This window comes from Azospirillum sp. A23, from assembly GCF_042938965.1.
GTDB lineage: Bacteria > Pseudomonadota > Alphaproteobacteria > Azospirillales > Azospirillaceae > Azospirillum > Azospirillum melinis.
In genome coordinates, this window is the sequence record NZ_CP170667.1 from 285,822 (window position 1) to 310,828 (window position 25,007).

25 protein-coding genes are annotated in these 25,007 nt (G+C 68.4%); 14 read left to right on the forward strand and 11 right to left on the reverse strand.

The genetic code is table 11. From position 1 onward, the window contains the following. Positions 1–39: 39 nt before the first annotated feature. Positions 40–810, reverse strand: coding sequence for a uroporphyrinogen-III synthase (locus tag ABNQ40_RS18670; RefSeq protein WP_109051994.1), 771 nt, complete (start codon positions 808–810; stop codon positions 40–42). Positions 811–836: 26 nt separating this feature from the next. Continuing rightward, positions 837–1,775: a hydroxymethylbilane synthase gene (hemC, locus tag ABNQ40_RS18675; RefSeq protein WP_109051995.1), complete on the reverse strand. Its 939-nt coding sequence runs from the start codon at positions 1,773–1,775 to the stop codon at positions 837–839. Positions 1,776–1,919: 144 nt separating this feature from the next. Between hemC and tsaD the strand changes: the two genes are divergently transcribed. The 3 genes from tsaD (at position 1,920) to ABNQ40_RS18690 (ending at position 4,637) form a co-directional block, all read left to right on the forward strand. Next, positions 1,920–3,005, forward strand: coding sequence for a tRNA (adenosine(37)-N6)-threonylcarbamoyltransferase complex transferase subunit TsaD (gene tsaD / locus ABNQ40_RS18680; protein WP_109051996.1), 1,086 nt, complete (start codon positions 1,920–1,922; stop codon positions 3,003–3,005). Positions 3,006–3,051: 46 nt separating this feature from the next. Beyond that, positions 3,052–4,071 (forward strand): NAD(P)H-dependent glycerol-3-phosphate dehydrogenase, encoded by a 1,020-nt coding sequence (locus ABNQ40_RS18685; RefSeq protein WP_109051997.1) that lies wholly within the window; start codon positions 3,052–3,054, stop codon positions 4,069–4,071. Positions 4,072–4,208: 137 nt separating this feature from the next. After that, entirely contained in the window at positions 4,209–4,637 is a 429-nt protein-coding gene (locus tag ABNQ40_RS18690) for a DUF2141 domain-containing protein (RefSeq protein ID WP_109051998.1), read from the forward strand. A 19-nt stretch (positions 4,638–4,656) separates the two neighbouring features. Here the strand turns inward: ABNQ40_RS18690 and ABNQ40_RS18695 are convergent, their stop codons facing one another. The 3 genes from ABNQ40_RS18695 to ABNQ40_RS18705 form a co-directional block, all read right to left on the reverse strand. Further along, on the reverse strand, positions 4,657–5,451 hold the full coding sequence (locus ABNQ40_RS18695) for a methyltransferase domain-containing protein (RefSeq protein ID WP_109051999.1): 795 nt from the start codon (positions 5,449–5,451) through the stop codon (positions 4,657–4,659). A 90-nt stretch (positions 5,452–5,541) separates the two neighbouring features. Further along, positions 5,542–5,730, reverse strand: coding sequence for a hypothetical protein (locus ABNQ40_RS18700; protein WP_109052000.1), 189 nt, complete (start codon positions 5,728–5,730; stop codon positions 5,542–5,544). A gap of 119 nt (positions 5,731–5,849) precedes the next feature. After that, complete coding sequence (locus ABNQ40_RS18705) at positions 5,850–7,331, reverse strand: HAMP domain-containing sensor histidine kinase (protein ID WP_109052001.1); 1,482 nt, start codon at positions 7,329–7,331, stop codon at positions 5,850–5,852. 130 nt (positions 7,332–7,461) lie between these two features. On the opposite strand from ABNQ40_RS18705, the gene ABNQ40_RS18710 reads away from it, so the two are divergent. The 4 genes from ABNQ40_RS18710 (at position 7,462) to ABNQ40_RS18725 (ending at position 10,307) form a co-directional block, all read left to right on the forward strand. Continuing rightward, positions 7,462–7,776, forward strand: coding sequence for a hypothetical protein (locus ABNQ40_RS18710; protein ID WP_109052002.1), 315 nt, complete (start codon positions 7,462–7,464; stop codon positions 7,774–7,776). Positions 7,777–7,845: 69 nt separating this feature from the next. After that, positions 7,846–9,291 (forward strand): D-glycero-beta-D-manno-heptose-7-phosphate kinase, encoded by a 1,446-nt coding sequence (rfaE1, locus tag ABNQ40_RS18715; protein WP_109052003.1) that lies wholly within the window; start codon positions 7,846–7,848, stop codon positions 9,289–9,291. Between the two features lie 231 nt (positions 9,292–9,522). Continuing rightward, a complete protein-coding gene (locus tag ABNQ40_RS18720; protein WP_109052004.1) occupies positions 9,523–9,732 on the forward strand; it encodes a cold-shock protein in 210 nt (69 codons plus the stop codon). Positions 9,733–9,938: 206 nt separating this feature from the next. Next, positions 9,939–10,307, forward strand: coding sequence for a DUF6481 family protein (locus ABNQ40_RS18725; RefSeq protein ID WP_109052005.1), 369 nt, complete (start codon positions 9,939–9,941; stop codon positions 10,305–10,307). A gap of 157 nt (positions 10,308–10,464) precedes the next feature. On the opposite strand, the gene ABNQ40_RS18730 is transcribed toward ABNQ40_RS18725, so the two are convergent. Next, complete coding sequence (locus ABNQ40_RS18730; RefSeq protein ID WP_042692070.1) at positions 10,465–10,623, reverse strand: entericidin A/B family lipoprotein; 159 nt, start codon at positions 10,621–10,623, stop codon at positions 10,465–10,467. A 178-nt stretch (positions 10,624–10,801) separates the two neighbouring features. Here ABNQ40_RS18730 and ABNQ40_RS18735 point away from each other — a divergent pair, with 178 nt between their 5' ends. Together ABNQ40_RS18735 and lpdA are read left to right on the forward strand one after the other, a co-directional pair. Beyond that, on the forward strand, positions 10,802–11,389 hold the full coding sequence (locus ABNQ40_RS18735) for a Uma2 family endonuclease (RefSeq protein WP_109052006.1): 588 nt from the start codon (positions 10,802–10,804) through the stop codon (positions 11,387–11,389). Between the two features lie 160 nt (positions 11,390–11,549). Beyond that, positions 11,550–12,947, forward strand: coding sequence for a dihydrolipoyl dehydrogenase (gene lpdA, locus ABNQ40_RS18740; protein WP_391348541.1), 1,398 nt, complete (start codon positions 11,550–11,552; stop codon positions 12,945–12,947). Between the two features lie 103 nt (positions 12,948–13,050). On the opposite strand, the gene ABNQ40_RS18745 is transcribed toward lpdA, so the two are convergent. From ABNQ40_RS18745 to fsa, 4 genes are all read right to left on the reverse strand, one after another. Further along, complete coding sequence (locus tag ABNQ40_RS18745) at positions 13,051–15,231, reverse strand: methyl-accepting chemotaxis protein (RefSeq protein WP_391348543.1); 2,181 nt, start codon at positions 15,229–15,231, stop codon at positions 13,051–13,053. A gap of 309 nt (positions 15,232–15,540) precedes the next feature. Next, complete coding sequence (locus tag ABNQ40_RS18750; RefSeq protein ID WP_109048040.1) at positions 15,541–16,506, reverse strand: tyrosine recombinase XerC; 966 nt, start codon at positions 16,504–16,506, stop codon at positions 15,541–15,543. After that, positions 16,503–17,225 carry a DUF484 family protein gene (locus ABNQ40_RS18755; protein WP_109048039.1) on the reverse strand — a complete coding sequence of 241 codons (723 nt, stop codon included), beginning with the start codon at positions 17,223–17,225 and terminating at the stop codon, positions 16,503–16,505. The genes ABNQ40_RS18750 and ABNQ40_RS18755 overlap by 4 nt, the downstream gene beginning before the upstream one ends. Before the next feature lie 17 nt (positions 17,226–17,242). Further along, positions 17,243–17,899: a fructose-6-phosphate aldolase gene (gene fsa / locus ABNQ40_RS18760; RefSeq protein ID WP_109048038.1), complete on the reverse strand. Its 657-nt coding sequence runs from the start codon at positions 17,897–17,899 to the stop codon at positions 17,243–17,245. 105 nt (positions 17,900–18,004) lie between these two features. Between fsa and ABNQ40_RS18765 the strand changes: the two genes are divergently transcribed. Both ABNQ40_RS18765 and ABNQ40_RS18770 read left to right on the forward strand, forming a co-directional pair. Beyond that, positions 18,005–20,311, forward strand: a complete 2,307-nt coding sequence (locus ABNQ40_RS18765; protein WP_247879577.1) for a primosomal protein N' — start codon at positions 18,005–18,007, stop codon at positions 20,309–20,311. A gap of 210 nt (positions 20,312–20,521) precedes the next feature. Further along, positions 20,522–21,028: a cache domain-containing protein gene (locus ABNQ40_RS18770; RefSeq protein ID WP_247879576.1), complete on the forward strand. Its 507-nt coding sequence runs from the start codon at positions 20,522–20,524 to the stop codon at positions 21,026–21,028. A gap of 109 nt (positions 21,029–21,137) precedes the next feature. Here ABNQ40_RS18770 and ABNQ40_RS18775 read toward each other — a convergent pair whose 3' ends face one another. Next, on the reverse strand, positions 21,138–21,533 hold the full coding sequence (locus ABNQ40_RS18775; RefSeq protein WP_109048036.1) for a hypothetical protein: 396 nt from the start codon (positions 21,531–21,533) through the stop codon (positions 21,138–21,140). 382 nt (positions 21,534–21,915) lie between these two features. Between ABNQ40_RS18775 and ABNQ40_RS18780 the strand changes: the two genes are divergently transcribed. The 3 genes from ABNQ40_RS18780 (at position 21,916) to ABNQ40_RS18790 (ending at position 24,986) form a co-directional block, all read left to right on the forward strand. Continuing rightward, positions 21,916–22,485, forward strand: coding sequence for a F0F1 ATP synthase subunit delta (locus ABNQ40_RS18780; RefSeq protein WP_098739058.1), 570 nt, complete (start codon positions 21,916–21,918; stop codon positions 22,483–22,485). After that, positions 22,485–24,014, forward strand: a complete 1,530-nt coding sequence (gene atpA / locus ABNQ40_RS18785; RefSeq protein WP_098739059.1) for a F0F1 ATP synthase subunit alpha — start codon at positions 22,485–22,487, stop codon at positions 24,012–24,014. The genes ABNQ40_RS18780 and atpA overlap by 1 nt, the downstream gene beginning before the upstream one ends. 87 nt (positions 24,015–24,101) lie before the next feature. Beyond that, a complete protein-coding gene (locus tag ABNQ40_RS18790; protein ID WP_109048035.1) occupies positions 24,102–24,986 on the forward strand; it encodes a F0F1 ATP synthase subunit gamma in 885 nt (294 codons plus the stop codon). Positions 24,987–25,007 lie beyond the last annotated feature (21 nt).

The following is a 25,007-nucleotide window of genomic DNA, read 5'->3' on the forward strand; positions in this document are numbered from 1 at the left end:
CACCGGAGGCGTAAGCCGTACGGCCGGACCGCGCCGGGGTTACCCGGCGACCGGCAACAGATCGAGCAGAGAGTCCTGCTCCGGCCGAGCCGCCACCCGTACGCTTCGCCACGGCATCGCTCCCTGTTCGCCGTACGCACGGGCAGCCTCCGCGACCGCGGGGCTGAGGCAGAACGCATCGACCGTACGACAACAGTCGACCAGCCCCGCCTCGGCCAGCAGCCTAACAAAGGATGCTGCGGTACGGGGAGAGAAAAACAACACGCCGTCGAGTGCGGACGTACGCAAAAATGTCGCGGTATCGTCCGAGAGGGTTAGTGCGGGTACGGCATCGTACATCACGCTGCGGCGCAGCGTGAAGCCGGCCGCTCCCAGCAGGCCGGCAAGGTCGCCCGCCACCTTGCTTCCCGCCACATGCAGCAGGGCCCCGGCGGTTGGATCGCGCATCGCGCGCACCCGCTTGGCCAGCGCGTACACGTCGCCCGATGCGCTGTCGACTTGGCCGAAGCCCGCCGCCCGCGCTGCCCGTGCCGTGGCGTCTCCGACGGCTTGCACCGGACGGTCGCGCCGGCTCGTACGTTTGGCGTATGCGCGTACGCCGTTTGCGCTGGTGAACAGCAGGGCTTGTACGTCCGAAAGGTCGGGTTCCGGCCCGTCGAGCCAGACCATCGACAGCATCGGCTCCACCGCCGCCGCATGGCCGAGCGCTTCCAGCCGGCGGACCAGCGCCTCGGCATCCTCCGCCGGGCGGGTCACCAGCAGGCGCGTACGGGGCTGCCGGCGAGGCGGTTCGGGCTGCTTTTCCGTCATGCGGAAAACCTGACCGGAGCGAAGGATCAGTGGGGGGAGGCGACGAAGAAATCGGGCGGCAGCTGCCCCCGGATCTCGGCGCCGGCATCGCTGCCGAGCGACTCGGCATCGGCCGACCGGCCGCGGCGTTCGGTCCGGAAGATGATGCTCCCGTCATGCGACAGCACCTTGGCACGCAGATGCAGCCCGTCGCCGTCCAGCATTGCCAGCGCGGCGATGGGCGTGCGGCAGGAGCCGTCCAGCGCGGCCAGCAGGGCGCGCTCCGCCGTGACGCGGACCATGGTCTCATCACAGTTCAGCGGAGCCAGCAGCGCGCGGGTGGCGTCGTCGTCGCTGCGGATCTCGATGCCGATGGCGCCCTGGGCCACCGCCGGCAGCATGGTTTCCGGTTCCAGCACCGCGGTGATGCGGTCGGTCAGGCCGAGGCGGCGCAGGCCGGCCAGCGCCAGCAGGGTGGCGTCGACCTCGCCGGCGTCCAGCTTGGACAGGCGGGTCTGCACGTTGCCGCGCAGCGGGAATATCTTCAGGTCGGGGCGCAGTTCCAGGACCTGGGCCTGACGGCGCAGCCCGGCGGTGCCGACCACGGCGCCGGCCGGCAGATCGGCAATACCGCCGCCGGAGCGGGAGAAGAAGGCGTCGCGCGGATCCTCGCGCGGCAGCAGGGTGGCGATTTCCAGCCCGTCGGGAAGCTGGGTCGGCACGTCCTTCATCGAATGGACGGCAAGGTCGGCGCGGCCGTCGAACAGCGCCTCCTCCAGTTCCTTGGTGAACAGGCCCTTGCCGCCCGCCTCCGCCAGGGTGCGGTCGAGGATGCGGTCGCCGGTGGTCTTGAAGACGACGATCTCGATGGCGCCGGGCGCGGCGAGATGCGGATGGGCTGCGATCAGGCGGTCGCGGGTTTCATGGGCCTGCGCCAGCGCCAGCGGGCTGCCGCGCGTCCCGATACGGAGCGGGTGGGTCGTCATAGGGCGTGTTCTAGGGGATCCGCGCAGCTTTGCAAGGATTCGTCTGCCCTCCATACGTAAGATTGAGGCGGATCAAATTTCATGTGCGCGGCAGCCCGCAACTCCATCCTGTACCCGGACCGCCAAGGCGGCTAATTTGGCGCCATGATCGTTCTTGGAATCGAAACGAGCTGCGACGAGACGGCCGCCGCCGTCGTCACCGACGCGCGCGAAATCCGCGCCGACGTCGTACTGTCGCAGCTGGACGACCACACGCCCTATGGCGGCGTCGTCCCGGAAATCGCCGCCCGCGCCCATCTCGAGCATCTGGACGGGTTGATCCGCCGCGCCATGGGTGAGGCCGGGATCGGCTTCGGCGACCTGGATGCGGTGGCGGCCACCGGCGGGCCGGGGCTGATCGGCGGCGTCATCGTCGGCGTGATGACCGCCAAGGCTATCGCCGCGGCGCGCGGGCTGCCCTTCGTCGCGGTGAACCATCTGGAAGGCCACGCGCTGACCGCGCGGCTGACTGACAATGTCGCCTTTCCCTACCTGCTGCTGCTGGTGTCGGGCGGACATTGCCAGCTTCTGGCGGTGGAGGGCGTGGGCCGCTATCGCCGGCTGGGCACCACCATTGACGACGCGGTCGGCGAGGCGTTCGACAAGACCGCCAAGCTGCTGGGGCTGGGCTATCCCGGCGGGCCGCTGGTGGAGAAGGCGGCGGCGCGGGCCACCGATCCGGCGCGCTTCGAGTTGCCGCGGCCGATGCTGGGGCGTCCGGGCTGCGATTTCTCCTTCTCCGGGCTGAAGACCGCGGTGCGGCGTCATGTGGAGGAGTTGGGCGGCATGTCGGGCGGCGTCCTGTCGGATACGGATCGCGACGATCTCGCCGCCGCCTTCCAGGCGACGGTGGCGGAGGTGCTGGCCGACCGCTGCGCCCGCGCCATCCGCCGCTTCAAAGAGGACCATCCGCAGGGCGGCGCCCTGGTGGTCGCCGGCGGCGTGGCGGCCAACAAGGCGATCCGCAGCCGCCTGTCGACGCTGGCGGAGACGCATCGCATGCCGTTCGTCGCCCCGCCGCTGCGCCTGTGCACCGACAATGCGGCGATGATCGCCTGGGCCGGGATCGAGCGCTTCCGCATGGGTGAGAGCGACCCGCTGAACTTCGCCCCCCGTCCGCGCTGGCCGCTGGACCCGAACGCCGCGCCGGTGATCGGGCGTGCAGGCGTGGGGGCGGGGGTGAAGGCGTGACGAGTGTGCGCATACCCCTCTGTTTCTTACGCGTGAGTGACCTGCCATGAGTGCCTTGCCCACCTCTCCCCTCAGCCGCATCGGCGTCGTCGGTGGCGGCGCCTGGGGCACTGCGCTGGCGCTTGCGGCGTTGCGGGCCGGGCGCGAGACGCTGCTGTGGGCGCGCGAGCCGGCGGTGGTGGAGGCGATGAGCATCCGCCGCGAGAACCGCGATTACCTCCCCGGCGTGCCGCTGCCCGATGCGCTGCGGGTCACCGGCGAGCTGGCCGATCTGGGGGGCTGCGATGCGGTGCTGCTGGTGTCGCCGGCCCAGCATGCGCGCAGCGTCACCGCGCGGATGGCGCCAATTCTGAAGCCGGGGGCGCCGGTCGTCGTCTGCGCCAAGGGGATCGAACTGGACAGCCACGCGCTGATGAGCGAGGCGGTGGCGGCATCGCTGCCGGCCGGCAATCCGGTGGCGATCCTGTCCGGTCCGACCTTCGCGGCGGAGGTGGCGCGCGGGCTGCCGACGGCGGTGACGCTGGCCTGTGCCGACGAAGACCTGGGCACGGCGTTGGTCGCGGCGCTGGGCAGCCGCACCTTCCGGCCCTACCGTTCGGACGATGTCGTCGGCTCGCAGATCGGCGGGGCGGTGAAGAATGTGCTGGCCATCGCCTGCGGCGTGGTCGAGGGGCGACGGCTGGGCGACAATGCGCGGGCGGCGCTGATCACCCGCGGGCTGGCGGAGATCACCCGGCTGGCGCTGGCGCTCGGCGGCCGGGCGGAGACGCTGATGGGGCTGTCGGGGCTGGGCGACCTGACGCTGACCTGCTCCAGCCTGCAATCGCGCAATATGTCGCTGGGGGCGGCGCTGGGCGAAGGCAAGGCGCTGGCCGAGATCCTGGCGGTGCGCCGGTCGGTGGCGGAGGGCGTCTATACCGCCGCCGCGGTGGTCGGGCTCGCGGCCAAGCTGGGCGTCGACATGCCGATCTGCGCCGCCGTCGACGCCATCCTGAACCGTGGCGCCGGGCTGGACGAGACCATCGACGGGCTGCTGTCCCGGCCGTTCCGCGGGGAAGGCGTTTAAGGGTCAGGCTGATCTGCGGTGGTCATGGTCGCGTACTGTACCGCGAAGCACCCGGCCGGTCGGGTGCCGCCAGGGGAGAACGGGGAATGACGGCACGGCGACGGTTCGCGCGTTGGTCCACAAGTTGGTCCACAAGGATGATCGCCCCGGTGACGCTGCTGGCGCTGGCTGCCGTGGGATCGGGCGCGGGAACTGCTACGGCCGGGGAACTCCGCGCGACCGTCCGCAACGTAAAGCCCAACCAGGGCAAGGTGATGGTCGCGCTGTTCGACAGCGCCGAGGCGCAGAAGGCGAAGGTGCCGCGCGCCGGCTATTTCGCCGCGGCGCTGGGGACCGAGGTGCAGGTGGTGTTTCCGGACCTGCCGGCTGGGCGCTATGGGCTGATCGCCTTCCAGGATCTCGACAACAATGGGGAGATGGCCACCGGCCTGTTCGGCATCCCGGCCGAGCCGCACGGGTTCAGCCGCTCCGCCCGCGGCAGCTTCGGTCCGCCGGGCTTCGACGATTACGCGGTGGCGGTCGGGGCCTCGGGCGTCGCGACGACGGAGATCCGGCTGGTCGAGTGACGGGTCGGCGGCAGCGTCTTCACACCTGCGCCACCAGGAACAGCCATTTGGTCGGGATCAAGGCGCCGCCGCTGGAATGTTCGGGATAGGCCGTCTCCAGCCGGCGGCGGTAGGCGGCGAGGAAGCGGTCGAGTTCGGGTCCGGCCAGACGGTCCATCACCGGAACCAGCGCCGACTGGTGCAGCCATTGCAAAAGCGGCACGTCGCCGTCGAGCGCCTGGAAATACTCGGTTTCCCACAGGTCGATCACGGCGCCCTGGGGAGCCAGCCAGTCATAATAGTCCTGGGCACCGTGGCCGGGGCTTTCCGTCCGCTCCGCCGCGGGCCACGCATCGTGCAGCCGGTCCGACCAGGGGCCGTCGGCAGCGGTTTCCAGCAGCAGGCGATGGGCGGTCTGGGCCTGCGGACGGGGCAGGGCGACGGCAAGGATGCCGCCGGGGCCGAGCGATTGCAGCAGGTCGGGGAACAGCCGTTCGTGCCCGCCCAGATGGTGGAGCCCGCCGGCGGAGATGACGAGGTCCACCGGCCAGTGCGGGCGCCATTCGCCGAGATCGGCCTGCTGGTAGCGCACGCGCGACGGCGTGTCGGCGGCCCAGCGCAGCATCGCCGGGGAATGGTCGACCGCCAGCACGTCGGCCTTGGGCCAGCGCGCCGCCAGCAGCCGGGACAGCTGTCCGGCTCCGCAGCAGAGATCGACGACGGTGTGCGGCGTCAGGGAGAAGGGAAGCGCCGCCGTCAAATCCATGACGGGACGGCGGCGCAGGACATCGATGGTCGCGAAGGCGTTGGGGTCCGCCGTTGTTGCCCATGTCATAGAGCATGTCATGTGGCACCCGCTTCGTTGGGCGCCTGCCCCCCGGGTGGTTCACCCGGCCTTCGCGTTACCGGTCGCCTGGCGCGACCGTCAGTGGGCAGAGCCCGGACGGTCGAAATAGCGGCCGATCGACGCGAAGATGAAGAGCACGCAGCCGAGGAAAACGATCAGGCCGCCGGCCGCGAAGGCTCCGTCCGCCGCGCGCGAGGAGGCGAGCAGCCCGACGAAAGCCATGATGCCGGCGAGGATGGGGTTGATCCAGAAGGAGAGGGCTTTCACGTCGCGGAGTCCTTTCAGAACAAGGCGTTGGCGGTGGGGAAGCGCCCGCCTCCCGCCCCGCCGGGCTGCTCGCGAACGCTTCGGCTTTGAAGGAATTCTGCGGGACTGGCCCGGCAGAATCAATGCGACACAAACGACTTGTGCGCTGCAACGGCTACAGCACCGGTGTCCGCATTGCATTGCGGTATGTCAAGGGCGAAGGCCGTTCCGGCGGCGTCGCTTTCCACCAGCCGCAGCTCGCCGCCATGGGCGCGCAGCACCTCCCGCGCGATGGCGAGGCCAAGGCCCACTCCGCCGGCCCGCGCCGATCCGGCGAAGGGCTGGAACAGGTTCTCCCGCGCCCGCGGCGCAAGTCCGGGGCCGTTGTCCGCGACGGTCAGGGTCAGCCGGTTTGCCGGTTCGGCCTGGATGGAGATGCGCACCCGGTCGGCACCGGCCTGCACCGCGTTGCGGCCGAGATTGACCAGAGCGCGGCTAAGCTGGGCGGCATCGACCTGCGCCAGCGTGCCGGTGGGGACCTCGTTGACCCAGTCCGCCTCCACCCGGCCGCCGTCGGGCCGGGCGGTGGCGAGAACCTCGGCCCCGACCTCCTCCACCAGCCGGCGCAGGTCCGTAGGCGCGGGAGAGAGCGGCAGGACGCCGTCGCGGGTGAAGGACAGGGTCTGGCTGCACAGCTCCACCGCCCGGTCGAGCGAGGCGACCAGCCGCGGCGTCACCCGCCGCACCTCGGGATCGGCGCTTTCGGTCAGCCGCTCCGACAGGAGGGAGGCGGTGGACAGGATACCGCGCAGGTCGTGGTTGATCTTCGCCACCGCGGTGCCCAGCGCGGCGAGCCGCTCGCGCTGGCGCAGGGCGGCGCGCACCGTGCCCTGCATGGCGGCCAGCTCGCGCTCCGCCACGCCGATCTCGTCGGCGCGGGTGCCGGGCACCAGCGGCGGGGCGCCGTCGGGATCGCGGCGGAAGGCGACCACCTCCGCGGTCAGGCGGCGCATCGGCCGCACCAGCAGGGCATGCAGCGTGACATAGACCAGGATCGCCGCGATCAGCGAGATGGCGACCGACACCGCCAGGATGCGGCGGGAGAAGTCGAGCATGGCATCGATCAGCGGCCGCTCGTCCATCGTCACCTCGACGCGCTGAGCCGGGTCGTTGGGAGACCGGTCGATCACCCGGATCACCCGGTTGCGCTGCGGCCCGACGGCTCCCCCCAGGGCTTCCCCCAGGGCGAGCCACAGAGCGTTGCCGGCATCGACGAACTGCATGCCCATGCCGGTGCCGCGCAGGTCGTACACCGCATCGGCCTGCGGCGGCATCGGACGCGACAGCATGTAGACGCGGGCACCCGGCTGGATCAGGTCGATGACGTGGGTGCCGGTGTAGGCCAGCAGCTTGGCCTGCAATTCCTTCGTCACCATCAGGTCGGGGGCCGCTTCCACCGACAGGGCGGCGATGTTGGCGGCGGCCAGCCGCTCCTCCAGGTAGCTCATCCGGAAGCGCGCGATGGAGGGGGCGTAGATCAGCACCTCCGCCAGCAGCACGAACAGGATGGTGAGCAGCAGAAGCTTGGCCGACAGGCTGGTCGCGATGGTGGGGCGGGGCATGGTGGCTCGCAGTGTGCCGGATGTGCCGGCGGGCAGGACGCGTGACCTTACGCGCCGGACAGTCATCCACTACACTGAGCGACCGTCAACGGCTCGGATGCCGGAAGGCGGCGGGACCGGAGGACGTGCGATGCGGGGCTTTCTGAAATACGAAGCGGTGGTCGCCATGGAGCGCAATGCGGCTCTGACCGCGGTCGCCGACGCGCTGGGGGCGGCCGGCGGCTGGATCGTCGACCACACGCTGTTCTCCGACGTCATGGCGACCGTCCGTTTCGCGTTGCCGGGCGACCGGACCGGACTGTTCGAAACCGCCCTGGCCGATGCCGGCCTGACGGTCGAACCGGCTGCGGGGACTGCCGGTGCGGAGGAGGTGAACGGGGCGATCACCCTGACCTTCGCCCGCGGAACCGGCGATCTGCGCCGGGACGTTCCCGCTTTTTCCTGACGCCTTCATTCCTGCCGGCGCAAACTTGTCCTCTGGCGTTACCGCTTTGGCGTTGGTAAGACAGGCGCCATGAGCGACCTTGCCCGTCACATCGACACCCTGTCGCGCGCCAACGTGCTGTGCATTGGCGACGTGATGCTTGACCGTTTCGTCTATGGTTCGGTGGACCGGGTGTCGCCGGAGGCGCCGATTCCCGTCCTGCGCGTTGACCGCGAAGTGCCCAAGCTGGGCGGCGCCGGCAATGTCGCGGCCAATCTGGTGGCGCTGGAGGCGGACTGCCGCTTCGTCTCGGTGGTCGGGCGCGACGGCGTCGGCACCGATCTGCTGGCCCTGCTGCGTCGCGAGGGCGTCAGCGACGGCGCCATCGTGATGGAGGACGGGCGCCAGACCACGGTGAAGACCCGCTTCATCGCCGGCCAGCAGCAGCTTCTGCGCACCGACATTGAGACGGTGGTCCCGATCACCGTGACCGACCGCGTGCTGGAGCGGGTGCGTGACCTGCTGCCCGAGGTGGGCGGCGTCATTCTGTCCGACTATGGCAAGGGCGTGCTGACCGACGAGCTGGTGGTGGCGGTGATCGCCGCCGCGCGGCGGGCCGGGCGCACCGTGGTGGTCGATCCGAAGGGGCGCGACTACCGCCGCTATCGCGGGGCCGACATCGTCACGCCGAACCGCAAGGAGCTGATGGAGGCCACCGGCCTGCCGGCACGCACCGACGAGGAGGTGATCGCCGCCGCCCGCCACCTGATCGCCACCTGCGGCATCGGCGCCGTCGTCGCCACCCGCAGCGAGCAGGGCATGTCGGTGGTGACCGCCGGGGATGCGGTGCATCTGCCGGCCGAGGCGCGCGAGGTGTTCGACGTGTCCGGCGCCGGCGACACCGTGGTGGCGACGCTGACCGCCGCACTGTCGGTGGGGATCGATCTGGTCGATTCGGCGCGGCTTGCCAATCTGGCGGCCGGCATCGTGGTGGGCAAGGTCGGCACGGCGGTGGTCCGCTCGGCCGAACTGCTGTCCGGCCTGCACGAGCAGCAGTGGCGCCATGGCGAGGAAAAGGTGCTGACCCGTGACGCTGCGGCGGAACGGGCGGAGCGCTGGCGGCTGCGCGGCAAGCGGGTCGGCTTCACCAACGGCTGCTTCGATTTGCTGCACCCCGGCCACATCGCGCTGCTGAAGCAGGCCCGCGCCGCCTGCGACGTGCTGGTGGTCGGGCTGAACAGCGATGCGTCGGTGAAGCGGCTGAAGGGCGAAAGCCGGCCGGTCCAGAACGAGACGGCGCGCGCCACGGTTCTGGCGTCGCTGGGCTGCGTCGATCTGGTGGTGATCTTCGGCGAGGACACGCCGGAGACGCTGATCCACGCCCTGCGCCCCGACGTGCTGATCAAGGGAGCCGACTACACCATCGCGACGGTGGTGGGGGCGGATTTCGTCCAGAGCTATGGCGGAAAAGTGGTGCTGGCCGAGCTGGTCCAGGGACAGAGCACGACCAACACCATCAAGCGCATGAAGGGCTGAAACGATCAGGCGGGTCGGCATCGCCGGTATCGATTGTCGGCCAGTATGAATTCTCAGACGGTATCGATTGTCACTTGTAAGCTGCCGGTCCATGGCCCATCTATGGATGGTCGACGTTGCTCTGGGCTTTGTTGTTCCGATTCGTCTTGCGGATCTGGGTCTCTTCCCCGAAGTGAAATTGATGCACCTGCGCAGTCTCGCGCAGGGCAACGCCAGGAAGGGAACTGACCCATGGCTATCGGTACCGTAAAGTTTTTCAATTCGACCAAGGGCTTTGGCTTCATTCAGCCGGAAGACGGCACGGCCGACGTGTTCGTCCACATCTCCGCTGTCGAGCGCGCTGGGATCAGCAACCTCGGTGAAGGCCAGAAGCTGTCCTTCGACGCGATCCGCGATCCGCGCCGCGGCAAGGTTGCGGCGGAGAATCTGCGCGCGCTCTGAGCGCAGCAGGTTCGAAGAGAAAGGGCGGCTTCGGCCGCCTTTTTTTGTACCGGAATTCGGGAGCGCCGCAGCCGGGACCGCTGATCCCCGGCGCCGCATGCCGCTATTGGCGGCCCTGTCCATCGCCGCCTGTGATGGCCGAGCCCGATGTAAGGTTTGTCTGACCGCCTGCCTGCGGGCACGGCAAACTCATGAAATGGATGGATATGAACGGTTTTAAGAATGCAGGGCTTTCGGAGCGTCTGAGCGCAGCTGCCGGCGCGAAGAAGGCACTGCTGGAAAAGTTCAAGGCGCAGCCCGGCGTGAACGATCCGATCTTCGCGGAGCGTGAAGCGGCCCGGCTGGCCGTTCGCGTCGCCCGCGAGGCCCGCGAGGCTGAACGCAATGCCGCCCGCGATGCCCGCAAGACCGCCGAACAGGAAGCGTTGAAGGCCAAACAGGCCGAGCAGGCCGCTCGCGAGGCGCTGGCGGTTCAGGAGCTTGCCGAGCAGGCCAAGCGCCAGGTGGCGACCGCAGCGGAGGCGAAAGCCGCCCGCGATGCCCGCTACGCCGCCCGCAAGGCCAGGAGCCGCTGAGGCGGATCGCGGGACGTCGGCAACCGATTCGACCTGCCGCGCCGATTGTCCAGCACAGCAATGGCCTCCCATGCGTTCGATCCGAACCGCATGGGAGGCCATTGCTTTTTGGGGCCGGCTCCGGAGGGCGTTGTCCGAGACCGCGAGTGCTTCGGGATTACATCTTCTTCTGGACGTTGTCGGCGCCACGCTCGATGGCGCGGCCGCCGGCCTGCACGTCCTGGCCGGCGCCCTCGACCGTGTTGCAGGCGGCCAGCGTGGTGCCCAGCAGGGTGCCCAGGACGGCGAGCAGGGCGAACTTCTTGATGGTGGTCATGGCGGTGGTCTCCGTTGCGGTGGCGATGTGATGCCGATTTGAACGCAAGCGGGGCCGTAAAGGTTTCCGGAATCGGAAGTGGAGGAGCCTTGCGCAAAAGGGGTGCCCTTCGCTTCCATGCCGGAATGGACTACATTGGCACTGTTCCCGAACGTCATCGTCCGGATCGGAGACCGCCATGCCGCTCGCCCGCCGCTTCACCCCGCTGACGACCGTCGAGGAGTTCCTGGCGATGGAGTTCCGGGACGACGCCCGGTACGAACTCGTCGATGGCGGGATCGTCGGGCAGGTGCATCCAAGCCCGGCACACAGCACCCTGCAGATCGCCTTGGGCGCCGCTTTGCGCGATGCGTTGCGGGAGAAAGGCAAGAGGGATGGAAGCCGTTGCCGCGCCCTGTCGGAAGCCGGCGTCCGTCCGCATTTCGACCCGACCCACAATTACCGGGTCGCTAACCTTGCCGTGACCTGCGAGCCCTTCGACCCGGAAGTCCCCTACACCACCGCCCCGGTGCTGCTGGTGGAGATCCTGTCGCCGACGGAGGAGAAGGCGCAGCGTGCCAAGCTGCATGCCTATGCCGCCATGCCGTCGGTGCGCGAGATCCTGTTCCTCGACTCCCGGACCATCCGGGCGGAACTGCACCGCCGCGATTCGGACAATCTCTGGCCTGCCGCACCCGAGGTGCTGGAGGAGGAGGGGAGGCTGGTGCTGGAGACCGCCGGCCTCGACATCCAGCTGGCGGAGCTTTACCGCGACCTCGGGTTCTGACCGCCGTCCATTGGGCAACCCTGCCTCCAGAGACGAAGTGTCCCGTTGCCACGGGGCGTGAGCGCGGGCATAAATCGCCCCGCGGATGATCCCGCGTGCCCTCCCCGCTGGATGGGACGGCTTTTGGCAACGAGCAAGAATGGCGAAAGGAAAGCCTCTCATGGCTGAAAGCACTTTTGACGTCGTTGTGATCGGCGGCGGCCCCGGCGGGTATGTCTGCGCGATCCGCGCGGCGCAGCTCGGCTTCAAGGTAGCCTGCGTCGAGAAGCGGGGGACGCTGGGCGGCACCTGCCTGAACGTCGGCTGCATCCCGTCCAAGGCTCTGCTGGCGGCGTCGGAGAAGTTCGAGGAAGCGGCCCACGGCCTCGCCAAGTTCGGCATCAAGGTCGGCGGCGTCGAACTCGACCTGCCGGGCATGCAGGCCCACAAGGACAAGGTCGTCAAGGACAACGTCACCGGCATCGAGTTCCTGTTCAAGAAGAACAAGATCGCCTGGCTGAAGGGTGCCGGCAAGATCACCGCCGCCAACACCGTCGAGGTCGAGGGCGTCGGCGCCATCACCGCGTCGAAGGCGATCGTCATCGCCACCGGGTCGGACGTGACCCCGCTGCCGGGCATCGCCATCGACGAGAAGCGCGTGGTGTCCTCCACCGGCGCCCTGTCGCTGCCGGAGGTGCCGAAGCATCTGGTCGTCATCGGCGGCGGCGTGATCGGGCTGGAACTGGGCTCGGTCTGGGGCCGCCTGGGCGCCAAGGTGACCGTGGTCGAGTATCTCGACCGCGTGCTGCCGACCATGGACAACGAGTTGTCGAAGCAGGCCCAGCGCATCTTCGCCAAGCAGGGCATGGACTTCAAGCTGAGCACCAAGGTGACCGGCGCGTCCGTGACCGGGACCGGCGTGACCCTGACGGTCGAGCCCGCCGCCGGCGGTGCCGCGCAGACCATCGAGGCCGACACCGTCCTGGTCGCCATCGGCCGCCGCCCCTACACCGAAGGCCTCGGCCTTGAGACGGTGGGCGTCGAGCTGGACCGCGGCCGCGTCAAGATCGACCACCACTTCCAGACCAACGTGCCCGGCATCTACGCCATCGGCGACGTGGTCGAAGGCCCGATGCTGGCCCACAAGGCCGAGGAAGAGGGCGTCGCCCTGGCTGAGCAGCTGGCCGGCCAGAAGAGCCACGTCAACCACGACCTGGTTCCCGGCGTCGTCTACACCTGGCCGGAAGTCGCCGCCGTCGGCAAGACCGAGGAGCAGCTGAAGGCCGCGGGCGTCGCCTACAAGGCCGGCAAGTTCCCGTTCACCGCCAACGGCCGCGCCCGTGCCGGCGGCAACACCGACGGCTTCGTGAAGATCCTGTCGGATGCCGCCACCGATCAGGTGCTGGGCGTCCACATGATCGGCCCGAACGTGTCGGAGATGATCGGCGAGCTGGTGCTGGCCATGGAGTTCAGCGCGTCGGCCGAAGACGTCGCCCGCACCTGCCACGCCCACCCGACTTTGTCGGAAGCGGTCAAGGAAGCGGCGCTGGCGGTGGATGGCCGTCCGCTGCACATCTGATCCTCGGCACCTACGAACCGTGGGCCGCAAGGCCCGCAACGACGAAAGGCTCCCCCGCCATCTGGCGGGGGAGCCTTTTTCGCATTGGCGCCGGTGCCGTCCGTCAGGCGGCGCGGATCGTCGACAGGAAGCCGTTCACCGCGGTGCGCAGGCGGCCGGCGTCGCCGGCGAGCTGGCCGGAGACCGACAGGACGTTCTCGGCGGAATGGCCGGCCTCGACGGCGGCGCTGCGGACGTCGGCGATGGTCTTCGTCACCTCCTGGGTGCCGCTGGCGGCCTGCTGGACATTGCGGGCGATCTCGGCGGTGGCGGAGCCCTGTTCCTCCACCGCGGCGGCGATGGCGGTGGAGATCTCGTCGATCTGGGCAATGATGCCGCCGATGCCCTTGATGGCGCCGGCAGTCTCGCCGGTGACGCGCTGCATGCCGGTGACGTGGCCGGCGATCTCCTCCGTCGCCTTGGCGGTCTGGCTGGCGAGGCTCTTCACTTCCTGGGCGACCACGGCGAAGCCTTTGCCGGCCTCTCCGGCGCGGGCGGCCTCGATGGTGGCGTTCAGCGCCAGCAGGTTGGTCTGGCTGGCGATGTCCTGGATCAGCTGCACCACCGTGCCGATCTTCTCCGCGGCCTCTGTCAGGCTCAGGACCTGGCCGTTGGCCTGCTGGGCCGCCTCCACCGCCTCGCGGGCGATCTGGGCGGAACGGTTGACGCTTTCGCCGATCTCCTGGATCGAGGCCGACAGCTCCTCCGTGGCGCTGGCGACGGTCTGCACGTTGCTGCTGGCATCCTGGGAGGCGTTGGCGACCACGCCGGCCTGCTGGCTGGTCTGGGTCGCGGTGGCGGTCATCGTCTGGGCGGTGCCGGTCATCGACTGGGCGGCACGGTCGACGCCGTCCACCACATTCATCACCTGGGCTTCCAGGGTGTCGGCCAGCTGCAGCATGGCCTTGCGGCGCTCGGCGTCGGCCTTGGCCTGATCTTCGGCCCGCTGGTCGATCATCCGCTTCAGCTCGGCCATCATCTTGCGCAGGGCCTCGGCCAGCGCGCCGACCTCGTCGGACTGCCGGATGTCCAGCGTCTGGTCGAAGCGGCCGGCGGCGATGCCTTCGGCGAAGGCCACACTGGCGCGGATCGGCCGGGCGACGCCGCCGGCGACCACCCACATCACCGCGACGGCACCGAGCGCGACCAGGGCGCCGACGGTGACCTGCCAGAGGATGTTGGAATTGGCCCGCTCCCCCAGCGCCAAGGACAGCGCCATGCCGTCGGCCAGCACGATGTCCTTCGGCACCTGGACCAGCACGGCCCACGGCTTCTCGGTGTTGCCGAGCGTGATGGGAGCGAAGCTGCGCAGCATGTTGGTGGAGGCTTCGATGTCGACATGCGGCTTGCCCGCCTGGACGCTCGCCAGATCGGCCTGCCAGGAGGCGTCGAAGGTGGAGATCGACTGGCCGATCAGGTCGGGCCGGGCGCTGTGGGCGACGATCAGACCCATGTTGCTGATGATGACCACCTGACTGCGTCCGTTGAACACCGCGGCGCTGACCTTCGTCGACAGCTGCTGGACGAAGTCGAGGTTGAAGTCGGCGCCGGCCACGCCGCGGAACTTGCCGCCGATGACCACCGGAACCGACAGGGTCGCCAGGAACACCTGCTTGCCCTGCACGATGTAGGGCAGGGGGTCGAGCACGCTTTCGCGTCCGGTCTCCTGCGGGCCGATGTACCAGCCGCCCTTCATCACGCCGTTGGGGTGACGGTCGCGGCTGTCATATTCGACCAGCGGCTGCATGGCGATGCGGCCGTTCTGGTCGCGGTTCCAGTAGGGAATGAAGCGTCCGGTGGCGTCGGTGCCGGTCTCGCGGCGACCGCGGAACTCCTCGTCCCGGCCATCGAGCGCGTCGGGCTCCCACGCCGAATAGGTGCCATTGAACAGCGGGTTGCGCTTCAGCACCGACAGCAGCACGCTGTTGAAGGCCTCACGCCGCCGGTCCGGCGGGACATTGCCGGGCACTCCATCGTCGGCGAGGCTGGAGAAGCCGCTTGCCATCGTCCGCGCGGCATTCAGCGCGGTGTCGAATTCCGACCGCAGCAGTCCGGCCTGGGTGGCCGCGAGATTCTGCAGGGACTCCGTCGTTTTGCTTTCGAGAATCCGTTCGACGTTCCCGGTGACGAATTCATTGCTTGAGCGTGTCGACAGGACGGCGAAGCCGACAAGGACGGCAACGGTGCCTGCCAAACAAAAGCCCGATAGCATCGCAATCTTCGATTGGATGGATTTCGTCTGCATAAAACATCTCCCCCGTCGCCGCCGTGTGGATAGGGGAAACTGTCAAACTCCAAAGTTAACGACAGATTAACGAGAATTAAGGGGTCAAATCTCGCCTGTGCGCCTTAAGTTGTATCTCCGAGTTATTCTCTAAGGTAATTTGGAGCGCTTAGATCAGAAACTTCAATGATCTTTGCAGGCAATGTTATCGTGATCTCAGGATCTCATAGTGAGCGTTAGGGGCTGGCCAACCGCCACACGGCAAATGACGATGCCATACGAACAGAAATGAATACGCTAATATGCACAAGCGTTTAGGGGCCGTGAGCGTCAGCCCTTGCGCGCCCGCGGATGGGCATTGCGGTACACGTTCATCAGCTGCTCGTTCTCAACGTCCGTGTAGCGCTGGGTCGTGGAGAGCGATGCGTGACCGAGCAGGTCCTGGATGGCGCGCAGGTCGCCGCCGTCCGCCAAAAGGTGGGTCGCGAAACTATGTCGCAGGGCGTGCGGGGTGGCGCTGTCCGGCATGCCCATCAGGGCGCGCAGCTTCTGCATCTGGTGCTGGGCGACGCCGGCGTTCAGCCGGCCGCCGCGGGTGCCGACGAACAGGGGGCCGTCGGGCGCGAGCGTGAAGGGACAGGACTCGATATAGGCGCGCACCGCGTCCGTCACAGCCGGCAGGACCGGGATCATGCGGTCCTTGCGCCCCTTGCCGGTGACGCGCAGCGTGTCGCCCAGCGGGGCGTCCTTGCGCGCCAGTCCCAGGGCTTCGGAAATGCGCAGGCCGCAGCCGTAGAGCAGGGTGAACAGGGCGCGGTCGCGCTTGCCGATCCACGGCTCATCGCGCTCGCGCTCGGCCTCCTCCAGCAGGCGGTCGGCGTCGATCTCGGTCAGCGGACGCGGGGCGGGACGCTTGACCTTCGGGGTCGCCAGCGTGGCGACGGCGGGATTGTGCAGCCGGCCGCTGCGGTCCAGCCAACGGAACAGGTTGCGCACCGACGCCAGCTTGCGCGCCCGGCTGGCCCCGACCAGCCCGTCCATCGCCAGCCGGGACATCCAGGCGCGAAAATCCACCGCCTTCAGGTCGCCCAGATCGTTGAGCGAGGGCGGGGAGCCGCCGCGGAATTCGGTGAGGAATCGCAGGAACTCTCCCACATCGGCGGTGTAGGCCGACAGGGTGTGGCGGGAAACCGCCTTCTCGCTCTCCATCCAGCGCCGCCAGTGGGCCAGCACGTCCTGGACATCGGGCTTGGCGGAAAAACCCAAACCTGGAGCAATGGGAACAGGGTCTGTCACGCCGGCAGCTCCAGCCAGCCGCGGATCACCCGCTCGATCACGCGGGCGAGGAAGCCGACCAGCTCGGTGCCCTGGCCGCTGTGGAAGGTGTCGGGTTCGCGGCTGCCGAAGGCGAGCAACCCGTCGGGCGTCTCGCTGGAGACCTGGATGCGGATCAGCGCCTCCGACCGGACGAGACCGGCGCCGGGGCCGTAGATCTCGGGATCGCCCTGGATGTCGGTGTTCAGCACCACGTCGGCGCGGCCCAGCCGGCCGGCGATGGCGCCCGGCTCCACCACCCGCACGCCGGAGCGGTGGACATGGGGGATGTCGGTGCCGTTGGATTCGATGACCAGACAGGCGACGTCGAGGTCGAGCAGGACCGCGAGGTCGGTGGTGATGGTCTGGATCAGCTGTTCGAAGCTCTGGGCGTCGAGCAGGAACAGCACCGCGGCATGGATGCGGTTCTGGCTGTTCAGGTTGGCCCGGCTGGTGCCGATCAGCTCGCGCTGCTGGTCCTTGAGAGTGCGGACCTCGGCGCGCAGCCGGTCGACCATGAAGGCCTGGAGGTCCACCACCCCACGCCCGCGGTCGAGCGACGGCGGGGTCAGGTGGTGGACCAGATCGGCGTTCTGGGCCAGGAAGTCCGGGTGGGTCCGCAGATAGGCGCGCACATCCTCCGAAGAGAGCGTCGACGCCTGACGCGGGGGGTGGCCCGGTTCGCGGCCCCTGTCGGCCATGATCGCTCCGGCCCGCCTTACAGGATCGACTGGCCGGTCTTCTTCCAGTCCTCGACGAACTGGGAGAGACCCTTGTCGGTCAGCGGGTGGTTGAACAGCTGCTTCAGCACCGACGCCGGCGCGGTCACGACATGGGCGCCCAGGCGGGCGGCCTTTACGATGTGCATCGGGTTGCGGATCGAGGCGACCAGCACCTCGGTCTTGAAGGCGTCGTAATTGTTATAGATCTCGCAGATGTCCTTGATGATGCCCATGCCGTCCTGGCCGATGTCGTCCAGGCGGCCGACGAAGGGCGAGACGAAGCTGGCGCCGGCCTTGGCCGCCAGGATCGCCTGGGCGGGGGAGAAGCACAGCGTGACGTTGACCATCGTCCCTTCGGACGAGATGATCTTGCAGACCTTCAGGCCGGCCGGGGTCAGCGGCACCTTCACCGCGACGCGGTGGGAGAGCTTGGCGATCTTGTGGGCCTCGGCGAGCATGGTCTCGAAGTCGGTGGACGCCACCTCGGCGCTGACCGGACCGTTGACGACGTCGCAAATCTCGGCCACGAGGTCGAGGAATTGACGGCCGGACTTGGCGATCAGGGAGGGGTTGGTGGTAACACCATCCAGCAGACCGGTATCGGCCAGATCGCGGATCTCGGCGATGTCGGCGGTGTCGACGAAGAACTTCATGACGAAGGGTCCATGCTTGCTGATGTTGACCGGAACCGGCCGCGCCGGAAAGCTGACCGACGCGCCGTCCCGCCCGGTGCCCGGGACATGAGGCCACTCTAGCCGATGCGTTCGATTTCCGCCAGTTCCGCCCCGGGCTTTCAGGGGGATCTTCTTGGGGACGCGCCCGAAACGGGGCAGCCCGAAGGCGATTCCACGGCAAATTCCGCAGATTTCCCGGCGAAGCCGCAGCAGCGCGGGCCGGACCGCCGCGTCGCCGTGCTGCTGCCGCTGCCCTTGCGCGAGGCCTACGACTACCGCGTGCCCGACGGAATGGCGCTGGTTCCCGGCGATTTCGTCGAGGTGCCGCTGGGGCCGCGCCGGCTGATCGGCGTCGTCTGGGGCCCCGGCGCCGGGACGGTGGAGTCCGGCCGGCTGAAGGCGGTGGTGCGCCGGTTCGATGTGCCGCCGATGACCGAGGTCGGCCGCCGCTTCGTCGAATGGGTCGCCGCCTACACCATGACGCCGCCGGGCTTCGTCCTGCGCATGGCGGTCAGCGTGCCGTCGGCGCTGGAGCCACCCAAGCCGATGCTGGCCTATCTGCGCAAGCCGGATGCGGAACCGCCGCCCGGCTTCAAGATGACCGACCCGCGCAAGCGCATCCTGGCGCTGCTGACGGATGGGCCTCCGCGCACGCCCTCGGAACTGGCCGAGGAGGCCGGCTGCGGCGTGACGGTGGTGCGCGGGCTGGCCGAGGCCGGGCTGCTCGACCCGGTGATGCTGCAACCGACGCGGCTCGGCCGGCCGGACTGGCGCCGGCCCGGACCCGCCCTGTCGGCGAACCAGCAGGGGGCGGCCGACGATCTGCGCGAGCGGGTGACCTCGGGATGCTATTCCACCGTCCTGCTCGACGGCGTCACCGGATCGGGCAAGACGGAGGTCTATTACGAGGCGATCTCCGCGGCGCTGGAACAGGGCAAGCAGGCACTGGTGCTGCTGCCGGAGATCGCGCTGTCGGCGCAGTGGCTCGACCGCTTCGCCCGCCGCTTCGGCGCTCCGCCGGCGGAATGGCATTCGGAGCTGACTGGGGCGCAGCGCCGCGACACCTGGCGCGCGGTGTCGAAGGGCGAGGTGCCGGTGGTGGTCGGGGCGCGCTCGGCGCTGTTCCTGCCCTATCCCGACCTGGGCGTCATCATCGTCGATGAGGAACACGACTCCGCCTACAAGCAGGAGGAGGGGGCGATCTACCATGCCCGCGACATGGCGGTGGCGCGGGCGCATCTCGGCGGGCTGCCGATTGTGCTGGTGTCGGCCACGCCGTCGCTGGAGACCAAGGTCAACGCCGACAGCCACCGCTATGCCCGGATCGAGCTGCCGTCCCGCCATGGCGGCGCCGTGCTGCCCGACGTGGAACTGGTCGATCTGCGGCGCGACCGTCCTCCCGCCCGGCACTGGCTGGCGCCCAGCCTGCGCAAGGCGCTGACCGACACGCTGGCCGGCGGCGAACAGGCGATGCTGTTCCTGAACCGCCGCGGCTATGCCCCGCTGACCCTGTGCCGGGCCTGCGGCCACCGCATGCAATGCCCGAACTGCACGGCGTGGCTGGTGGAGCACCGGCTTGCCCGCAAGCTGCAATGCCACCATTGCGGTTTGCAGCAGCCCTTGCCCCATGCCTGCCCGGACTGCGGCGAGGAAGGGACGATGGCCGCCTGCGGTCCCGGCGTCGAGCGCATCGCCGAAGAGGTGGCGGAGCTGTTCCCCGACGCCCGCGCCGCCATCATGGCGTCCGACACCCTGCACGGTCCGCGCGCCATCCAGGAGATGGTGGAGAGCATCGGCCGGCACGAACTGGACATCATCATCGGCACCCAGGTGATGGCCAAGGGCCACCATTTCCCGATGCTGACGCTGGTCGGGGTGGTCGATGCCGATCTGGGGCTGAACGGCGGCGACCTGCGGGCGGCGGAGCGCACCTATCAGCTGCTGCATCAGGTGGCGGGACGTGCCGGGCGCGGCGAGCGGCCGGGCCGGGTGATGCTGCAGACCTTCATGCCCGAACACCCGGTGATGCAGGCGCTGGCCGCCGGCGACCGCGACGGCTTCTATCAGCTGGAGGCGGAGATGCGGCTGGAGGCCGGCATGCCGCCCTTCGGCCGGCTGGCGGCGCTGATCGTGTCGGGGGAGGATCCGACGCTGGTGGAGCGGGTGGCGATGGCGCTGGGCCGCGCGGCACCGCGCAGCGACACCGTCCATATATTGGGGCCGGCCCCGGCGCCGCTGGCGCTGCTGCGCGGGCGGCACCGCCGCCGCCTGCTGATGAAGGCGCCGCGCAGCACCCAGGTTCAGCCGCTGATCGCGGAGTGGCTGGACAGGGTGGAGATCCCGCCGGCCATCCGCGTGCAGATCGATGTCGATCCCTACAGCTTCCTTTAGGTGCGGTTAAGGCGATCGGACCAGGCTGCGGCGAATTGACACGATGCGGTCCCGTGGGCGATCCGGCATGGCACCTGTGACGTTTGGTCCATTGCACAGCGCGGGGCATGGTATTACCACGGCAGGGATGGTTCCGAATCGAAACATCCCTGCCGGGATGAAACCCGCGGAGCCAAACGTCATAGGGACAGGTTCGGGCTGATGGTCGGCATGCTCTCCAAGCTTCGTCTGCGCGTTCAGCGGCAAACCCTGCTGACCGTGCTGCCGGTTCTTCTGCTGCTGGCGGTCATCGCGTTCGCCGCCGGCGCTCCGGCCCGCACCCGCGGCACCGACGCCGAGGCGCTGACGATGATCGACCGTGCCCAGCAGTTGCTGGAGCGGATCGGTCCGGACGCGGCGGCCGAAGCGTTTGCCGGCCATGATAGCGCTTTCACCGACCGCGACCTCTACCCGATGCTGCTGGACGACAAGGGGGTGATGGTCGCCCATGGCTGGACCGCGACGCTGAACGGGTCGAACCTGAACGAGTTGCACGACATCGAGGGCAAGCCCTTCATCCGCGAGGCGCTGGACGGGGTGGCGCGCGACGGACGGACCGACGTCACCTATCGATGGATCGATCCGCTGACGGGCCAGGTCGCGCGCAAGACGATGCATGCCCGCCGTCTGGTGTTGAACGGCAAGCCATACATGCTGGCGGTCGGTGTCTATCGCTGAGGTGCCGTGTATCGTTGAGGTGTTTGTGAAACCGGTGCGGCGGGTTGCCGCACGTCACTTTTTTACATGGTGAAATTTCGGGATGGCCGCCGGTCCCGGCCGAAGCGGGTCAGAAAGCCCGCGGGCGGCGCGGGCGCCAGATCGACAGGCAGTCCGCGGCGCTGTCACCGGCGCCGATGCCGTACCAGCCCGACCGGTCGTGGAAGGACAGGCTGTAGCGGCCCTTGGCGTCGCGTTCGAAGCGGAAGACGGGGCGGTCCACCTCGGGCAGCAGCACCAGAAGCCGGTCGTGATCGCGTCCCGACTCGCGCAGCACACCGGCCCAATGACCGTCGCGAATCTTCGGTTCGGCCACGGCGGCGAAGGCATCCATATCGTCCGGGGTAAAGCGGGCGCGGCAGAACTGGATGACGGTCGCCCCGCGCTCTTCCCCACGGGAGCCGGCACCGGCGGCGGTGTCCGCGTCGGCAGTCGCAACGGTGTCGGTCGTCGGCAGGATGGTCATCGCGGAAGGGTCCCTGGTCGCCTGGAGCGGCTGCGGCGGGGCAAAATGACGGGAAACCAAGGTCGGATCGCCCACCCGCGCGGTTCCGGCCGACCGTGGATCAGATTGGTTAACCTTGAATTAAACAGGCAATAGGGCCACATCGAAGTCACAGCCGGTATGACCAGTCGAGAGCGACTCGAGTCATTGGCGAACGCAGTTGCGACCAATGATTCCGCAGTTGCTCAAAACGCCGCAGCCAAATTGTCCAGACCCCGTTGCGTGGGCGCGATTCCTGTGATATTGGACCGCTCGCTTTCGCGGCCGGGGTGTTTGTGCCTCGGGTTGACACCCTATAAGGCCGCCGAATTCACCGTCTACCGAACTCAATTCGAGGGATCAGGTGGCATCCGAAGGAACAGGCGTATCCGAACTCGCCGCGCGTTACTCCATCGCGCTGTTCGAGCTTGCGGACGAAAACCAGGCGTTGGACACGGTCGCGAGCGATCTGACCACGCTGAAGCAGATCCTGGCCGAGAGCGCTGACCTCCGTCGCCTCGTCCGCAGCCCCGTCATCAGCCGCGCCGATCAGGGCAAGGCCATGGCCGCTGTCCTGGACAGCGCCGGCGTGTCCGATCTGACCAAGCGCTTCATCGGGCTGGTGGCGGCCAACCGCCGCCTGTTCTCGATCGACGGCATGATCGAAGGCTTCCTGGCCGAACTGGCCCGGCGCCGCGGCGAGGTCACGGCGCAGGTCACCTCGGCCCAGCCGCTGAGCGATGCCCAGCGCAACGCCGTCATCGACGCGCTCAAGGCGTCCATCGGTTCCAAGGTGCTGGTGAACACCTCCGTCGATCCGGAGTTGATCGGCGGCATGATCGTTAAGTTCGGCTCGCGCATGGTCGATACCTCGGTGCGAACGAAGCTGAACAAATTGCAACTCGCCATGAAGGCCTCAGGGGGATCAGTCTGATGGATATCCGCGCCGCAGAAATCTCTGCGATCCTCAAGCAGCAGATCGCGAATTTCGGGACCGAGGCGGATGTCGCCGAGGTTGGTCAGGTCCTGTCGGTGGGTGACGGCGTCGCCCGCGTGCACGGCCTGGACAACGTCCGCGCCGGCGAAATGGTCGAGTTCCCAGGTGGCCTGCAGGGCATGGCGCTGAACCTCGAGACCGACAATGTCGGTATCGTGATCTTCGGCGACGACCGCGGCATCAAGGAAGGCGACACCGTCAAGCGCACCGGCACCATCGTCGACGTTCCGGTCGGCCGTGGCCTGCTGGGCCGCGTCGTGGACGGCCTGGGCAACCCGATCGACGGCAAGGGCCCGCTGGTCGACGTGACCCGCACCCGCGTGGAAGTGAAGGCCCCCGGCATCATCCCGCGCAAGTCGGTGCACGAGCCGATGCAGACCGGCCTGAAGGCCGTCGACAGCCTGGTTCCGATCGGGCGCGGCCAGCGCGAGCTGATCATCGGTGACCGTCAGACCGGCAAGACCGCCGTCGTCATCGACACCTTCCTGAACCAGAAGCCGATCAACCAGGGCGACGACGAGAGCAAGAAGCTCTACTGCATCTACGTCGCCGTCGGCCAGAAGCGCTCCACCGTCGCCCAGATCGTCAAGACCCTGGAAGACGCCGGCGCCATGGAATACTCCATCGTCGTCGCCGCCACCGCGTCGGAGCCGGCTCCGCTGCAGTTCCTGGCGCCGTACACCGGCTGCACGATGGGCGAGTATTTCCGCGACAACGGCATGCACGCCCTGATCGTGTACGACGATCTGTCCAAGCAGGCCGTCGCCTACCGCCAGATGTCGCTGCTGCTCCGCCGTCCGCCGGGCCGCGAAGCCTACCCGGGCGACGTGTTCTACCTCCACAGCCGCCTGCTGGAGCGCGCCGCGAAGATGGGCGACGCCCACGGCAACGGCTCGCTGACCGCCCTGCCGGTCATCGAAACCCAGGCCGGCGACGTGTCCGCCTACATCCCGACCAACGTGATCTCGATCACCGACGGTCAGATCTTCCTGGAAACCGGCCTGTTCTATAAGGGCATCCGCCCTGCCATCAACGTCGGTCTTTCGGTGAGCCGCGTCGGCTCCGCCGCCCAGATCAAGGCGATGAAACAGGTCGCCGGCACCATCAAGATGGAACTCGCGCAGTACCGCGAGATGGCCGCCTTCGCCCAGTTCGCCTCGGACCTCGACGCCTCGACCCAGCGCCTGCTGGCCCGTGGCGCCCGTCTGACCGAGCTGCTGAAGCAGGGCCAGTTCCAGCCGCTGCCGGTTGAAGAGCAGGTCGTGTCGATCTTCGCCGGCGTGAAGGGCTACCTGGACGCCATCAAGGTCGAGGACGTCAACCGCTTCGAGGCCAAGTTCCTGTCGGAAATCCGCGCCAAGGGCGCCGATATCCTGGCGGCGATCCGCACCGACAAGCAGATCACCTCGGCGACCGAAGAGAAGCTGAAGGCTTTCCTCGACGGCTTCGCCAAGGTCTTCGCCTGACCGACCGCGCGCGGGGGCGGGAAACCGCCCCCCACCGTCTTGAAGAGACGGTCACGGAACGACCTCGAGCGGAATTGAAGGGCCGGCATGCCTAACCTCAAGGACCTAAAGAACCGGATCGCGAGCGTCCAGTCGACGCGCAAGATCACCTCGGCCATGAAGATGGTTGCGGCTTCCAAGCTGCGCCGCGCCCAGGAGCAGGCGGAAGCCAGCGGTCCCTACGCGGAGCGTATGGGCCGGATGCTGTCGTCCCTGGCCGCCAACGTGCAGGACAGCGGCAACGGGCCGAAGCTGATGACCGGGACGGGCGCCGACAAGGTGCATCTGCTGGTCGTCATCAGCTCCGACCGCGGTCTGTGCGGCGCCTTCAACGGCTCCATCGTCCGCGAGGCCAAGCGCCAGATCACGCGCCTGCAGGGCGAGGGCAAGACCGTCAAGGTGCTGACCGTCGGCCGCAAGGGCCGCGACCAGCTGCGCCGTGAGTTCGCCTCGCTGATCGTCGAGAGCTACGAGGATGTCGGCCGCCGCCGGCTCGGCTTCAGCGACGCCGACATGGTGGCGACGAAGGTGCTGGCGATGTTCGACGCCGGCGAGTTCGACGTCTGCTCCGTCGTCTTCAACAAGTTCAAGTCGGCGATCTCCCAGATCGTCACGGTTCAGCAGCTCATTCCGTTCGCCGTCCCCGGCGAGGCGGTCGCGGCCACCGACGAGGTGAAGCCGCTCTATGAGTTCGAGCCGGACGAGGAGCAGATCCTCGCCGAACTGCTGCCGCGCAACCTGTCCATCCAGATCTACCGCGCCCTCCTGGAGAGCGCCGCGTCCGAGCAGGGCGCCCGGATGACCGCGATGGACAACGCGACGCGCAACGCCGGCGACATGATCAACAAGCTGACGATCACCTACAACCGGACGCGCCAGGCCTACATCACCAAGGAGCTGATCGAGATCATCTCCGGTGCCGAGGCCCTGTAACGGCGGCATCCGACCCGTAGG

Coding starts and splice junctions, on each gene's coding strand:
- ABNQ40_RS18670 (WP_109051994.1), bottom strand. CDS start 810: ATGACGGAAAAGCAGCCCGAACCGCCTCGCCGGCAGCCCCGTACGCGC.
- hemC (WP_109051995.1), bottom strand. CDS start 1,775: ATGACGACCCACCCGCTCCGTATCGGGACGCGCGGCAGCCCGCTGGCG.
- tsaD (WP_109051996.1), top strand. CDS start 1,920: ATGATCGTTCTTGGAATCGAAACGAGCTGCGACGAGACGGCCGCCGCC.
- ABNQ40_RS18685 (WP_109051997.1), top strand. CDS start 3,052: ATGAGTGCCTTGCCCACCTCTCCCCTCAGCCGCATCGGCGTCGTCGGT.
- ABNQ40_RS18690 (WP_109051998.1), top strand. CDS start 4,209: ATGATCGCCCCGGTGACGCTGCTGGCGCTGGCTGCCGTGGGATCGGGC.
- ABNQ40_RS18695 (WP_109051999.1), bottom strand. CDS start 5,451: ATGACATGGGCAACAACGGCGGACCCCAACGCCTTCGCGACCATCGAT.
- ABNQ40_RS18705 (WP_109052001.1), bottom strand. CDS start 7,331: ATGCCCCGCCCCACCATCGCGACCAGCCTGTCGGCCAAGCTTCTGCTG.
- ABNQ40_RS18710 (WP_109052002.1), top strand. CDS start 7,462: ATGCGGGGCTTTCTGAAATACGAAGCGGTGGTCGCCATGGAGCGCAAT.
- rfaE1 (WP_109052003.1), top strand. CDS start 7,846: ATGAGCGACCTTGCCCGTCACATCGACACCCTGTCGCGCGCCAACGTG.
- ABNQ40_RS18720 (WP_109052004.1), top strand. CDS start 9,523: ATGGCTATCGGTACCGTAAAGTTTTTCAATTCGACCAAGGGCTTTGGC.
- ABNQ40_RS18725 (WP_109052005.1), top strand. CDS start 9,939: ATGAACGGTTTTAAGAATGCAGGGCTTTCGGAGCGTCTGAGCGCAGCT.
- ABNQ40_RS18730 (WP_042692070.1), bottom strand. CDS start 10,623: ATGACCACCATCAAGAAGTTCGCCCTGCTCGCCGTCCTGGGCACCCTG.
- ABNQ40_RS18735 (WP_109052006.1), top strand. CDS start 10,802: ATGCCGCTCGCCCGCCGCTTCACCCCGCTGACGACCGTCGAGGAGTTC.
- lpdA (WP_391348541.1), top strand. CDS start 11,550: ATGGCTGAAAGCACTTTTGACGTCGTTGTGATCGGCGGCGGCCCCGGC.
- ABNQ40_RS18745 (WP_391348543.1), bottom strand. CDS start 15,231: ATGCAGACGAAATCCATCCAATCGAAGATTGCGATGCTATCGGGCTTT.
- ABNQ40_RS18755 (WP_109048039.1), bottom strand. CDS start 17,225: ATGGCCGACAGGGGCCGCGAACCGGGCCACCCCCCGCGTCAGGCGTCG.
- fsa (WP_109048038.1), bottom strand. CDS start 17,899: ATGAAGTTCTTCGTCGACACCGCCGACATCGCCGAGATCCGCGATCTG.
- ABNQ40_RS18765 (WP_247879577.1), top strand. CDS start 18,005: ATGCGTTCGATTTCCGCCAGTTCCGCCCCGGGCTTTCAGGGGGATCTT.
- ABNQ40_RS18770 (WP_247879576.1), top strand. CDS start 20,522: ATGCTCTCCAAGCTTCGTCTGCGCGTTCAGCGGCAAACCCTGCTGACC.
- ABNQ40_RS18775 (WP_109048036.1), bottom strand. CDS start 21,533: ATGACCATCCTGCCGACGACCGACACCGTTGCGACTGCCGACGCGGAC.
- atpA (WP_098739059.1), top strand. CDS start 22,485: ATGGATATCCGCGCCGCAGAAATCTCTGCGATCCTCAAGCAGCAGATC.
- ABNQ40_RS18790 (WP_109048035.1), top strand. CDS start 24,102: ATGCCTAACCTCAAGGACCTAAAGAACCGGATCGCGAGCGTCCAGTCG.